The sequence below is a fragment of the Actinomycetota bacterium genome (genome assembly GCA_036280995.1).
Taxonomy (GTDB): domain Bacteria; phylum Actinomycetota; class CALGFH01; order CALGFH01; family CALGFH01; genus CALGFH01.
The window spans coordinates 1-2848 of the sequence record DASUPQ010000492.1 but is presented as its reverse complement, the minus strand read 5'-3'; the positions used below and the strand labels follow the sequence as shown (position 1 = coordinate 2848).

The following is a 2848-nucleotide window of genomic DNA, read 5'->3' as shown; positions in this document are numbered from 1 at the left end:
TCCGCATTCCTAGCCGCGCCGGCATCGACCCCTACGAGCCCATCCTCGACGAGCTGGAAGCCTGGCTGCGCCGCCATCGGCTCCAGCCCCGAGTGCTGGTTGAGGACGGCCGACCCCTCGGACTTGTCTGTGACGTTGTGGGCGATCAGCCAGGTCCCCATCTCGTCTTGGATGCCTGTGTCGACACCGCCCCGTTCGGGGATGAGACCGCCTGGACCCGCTCCCCTACCTCGGGGGCTGTTGCGGAGGGTTGGCTGCATGGACGCGGCAGCGCGGACTGCAAGACGGCGGCGGCCATCTTCTGCCACCTAATGGCCCGTCTGGCCGGTCAGCGCCGCCGGTTGCCGGGCACGGTGACGTTGCTGCTTGACGTCGATGAACACACCGGCGGCTTCGGTGGTATCAAGCGCTATCTTGCCGAGACCACAGGGCCGATTGCTGGGGTAATGATCGGCTACCCCGGGCTGGAGCATGTGATCATCGGCGGTCGTGGGTTCTGGCGTGCCGAGGTCATTGTGCACGGCACATCGGGTCACACCGGCCGAGGCCGGGACAGGCCGGGTCAGGTCAACGCTGCCGAGAAGGCCGCCCAACTCGTGCTTGCATTGGCGCAACACCGAAGGCCCGGCCCTGTCGATCAGGTTATCGGGTTGCCGCCTCGGCTGACCGTCACGGCTATCCACGGTGGTGTGGGTTACTCGATCATCCCGGACCGCTGCGAGGTCAGTGTGGACGCCCGACTGACCCCCACGTTCGACCGGGCAGCCGCCGAGGAGCTCGTCAGGCAGCTCGCTGAAGCTGTGGACCGCCAGGTTCCGGGAGATCGGCCAACCGAGATCCGGGCTCGTGAGAGTTGGCCGGCCTACCGTCTGCCGGATGAGGCGCCGATTTCGCGGGCCCTGTTGACTGCGGCCGCGTCGTATCTGGATCGGCCGCCAGTGCCAAAGGTTGCCGGGCCTTCCAACATCGGCAATTACCTGTCGAGCCGCGGCATCCCCGCAACCGCTGGCTTTGGAGTCGCCTACCAGGGGCTGCACGGCACCGACGAGCGGATCGACATCGCGACCATCCCGCCAGTACAGGCGATCTATCAGGAAGCGGTGTTAGCGCTGCTCAATGGCCAGGTTGCCAGCAAATCGCCAGGGGATTGGTAGCAGCAAGTCAGCAGGCGGCGTGCTTCTACAGGCCGGGGCGCTGAGCTTTGCTATGCCTGGTCGGACCAGCTGAAGACCCACCCCAGCAAGCACCCAGTCGGCTATTTAGGTCGGCGCCACTGAGAACGTCGGAGATCGACTCCATCGCTCAGCCTTTACCTAGGAGGAGACACCACGAGTTCACCTGACACCGCGTAGGACGCGAGATCCAGGTTCTGAAGTAGTCGGGGCCGGGGGCGGTGACGCGCCCCCGGCACCCAGAGCATCGAGTGAGGTCCCGATGCAGCACCAGTGTCCTCGGCGTGCGCCGAGGGTCGCAACCTTCCTGCGGTCAGCCGAAGTTGCCGCCATCTTGCAGGTCTCCCCCAAGACCGTCGCCCGCTGGGCCCAGCAAGGCCTGCTCCCCTGCCAGCGCACCCTGGGCGGCCATCGCCGCTACCCCGAGCCCGCCATCCGCGAGCTGGCCACCTCCCTTCACCAGGAGGTGCGCCCCTCATGACGAGCCCCTCCTCCTCTCCCACCCCGGCTGGGTCGGTGTTGGACGGCGACCCCCGCATCCTGATTCCCCTGCCTGAGGCTGCCGAACGGCTGGGGATCTCGCGCTGGCAGGCCTACAAGCTGGCCCGCTCGGGCCGGCTCCCGACCACCCGTCTGGGCGCCCGGGATCTGCATGTCCCGGCGGCGGTGCTGCGCCGCATCGAACACGAAGGCCTCCCCCCAGTTCCGGAATCCGACGGGGGTGAGGTGGCGTGAGCGGCCGCGACGAGCTCGCCGCCCATGTGCGCCGACTCGGCAACCACGAGCTGAACGAGCTGCTGCTCCACCTGCCCAAGGTGAACTTCGCCACCCTGGTCGAGGCGGCCCTGGCCCGGCCAATAGCCCCAGCCGGGCTGGTGCTGCGGTTCGAGCCGACCCCCGGTGTGGATGGCTGGACGGTGGTGGCCTGTGCCCCGCGCCGAGGGCTGGGCACTCTCACCCGCCACCTGGACCCGAGCGGCCGGCTGGTCTATCGGACTTGGACTCGGGCCGGCGAGCCGGTCCAGGTGGCCGGGGCCTTGTGGTGGCGACGGCGTGGGGCTGCGGCTGCGGCGCTGGCCTGGGTGACCCCGGTGAGTGGGGCTCGCTGCTTGGCCCTGGCCGCCTACGTCCGCGCCCTCCCCGACCGGCAGCTGCACGAGCTGCTGGCCGGGCTGCCCAGGGACCGGTTCGACCGGCTGCTGGATGCCGCCTTCGCGCCCGAAGGGACGGCTGCATGACTGTCATGAAGCGTTGCCCTCGGTGCGGCCAGGTCAAGCCGGCGGAGGCGTTCTACCGGCGCCGGGGCCGGTGGCTGTTCTCCTACTGCCAGCCCTGCACCCGAGCAGCCTCCCACGAGGCCCGCGGGCGCCAGCGCCGGGACCCGGCCGCGGCTGAGCTACTGCGAGCGCTCGACCGGGTCCGCCAGCGGCGCCATCGGGCTCTGGGCCACCAGGGCGGTGGGGACTCATGACGGTCGCCACCCAGCTGGAGCCGGGCCGGACCGACGCCGCAGCGGCCCCGTTGCGGGCGGATCTGCAGATGGCCTCAGTCGCCTCGGGGCTGCTGCTGTTGCTGGATGCTCACCGGCTCACCGGCCGCCTCCCCCTCGAGATCCAAGTGCAGATCGGTCGGCTGCGTCATGCGGTCAAGCTGGCCATCCAAGCCCACGCCTCCAG

The 2848-nt window shown here is 69.5% G+C and carries 5 protein-coding genes; all 5 read left to right on the top strand.

Translation table 11 applies throughout. The features are described 5' to 3' along the window. The coding region (locus VF468_16545) for a M20/M25/M40 family metallo-hydrolase (GenBank protein ID HEX5879902.1) at positions 1-1154 on the top strand (1154 nt) is incomplete at its 5' end. A 280-nt stretch (positions 1155-1434) separates the two neighbouring features. Further along, a complete protein-coding gene (locus tag VF468_16540; GenBank protein HEX5879901.1) occupies positions 1435-1653 on the top strand; it encodes a helix-turn-helix domain-containing protein in 219 nt (72 codons plus the stop codon). Beyond that, complete coding sequence (locus tag VF468_16535; GenBank protein HEX5879900.1) at positions 1650-1907, top strand: helix-turn-helix domain-containing protein; 258 nt, start codon at positions 1650-1652, stop codon at positions 1905-1907. Before VF468_16540 ends, VF468_16535 begins: the two co-directional genes overlap by 4 nt. Continuing rightward, positions 1904-2410, top strand: a complete 507-nt coding sequence (locus tag VF468_16530; protein ID HEX5879899.1) for a hypothetical protein — start codon at positions 1904-1906, stop codon at positions 2408-2410. Before VF468_16535 ends, VF468_16530 begins: the two co-directional genes overlap by 4 nt. Positions 2411-2639: 229 nt before the next feature. Further along, positions 2640-2848, top strand: a 209-nt coding sequence (locus tag VF468_16525; protein ID HEX5879898.1) for a hypothetical protein, incomplete at its 3' end; no start/stop codon positions are given.

Coding starts and splice junctions, on each gene's coding strand:
- VF468_16535 (HEX5879900.1), top strand. CDS start 1,650: ATGACGAGCCCCTCCTCCTCTCCCACCCCGGCTGGGTCGGTGTTGGAC.
- VF468_16540 (HEX5879901.1), top strand. CDS start 1,435: ATGCAGCACCAGTGTCCTCGGCGTGCGCCGAGGGTCGCAACCTTCCTG.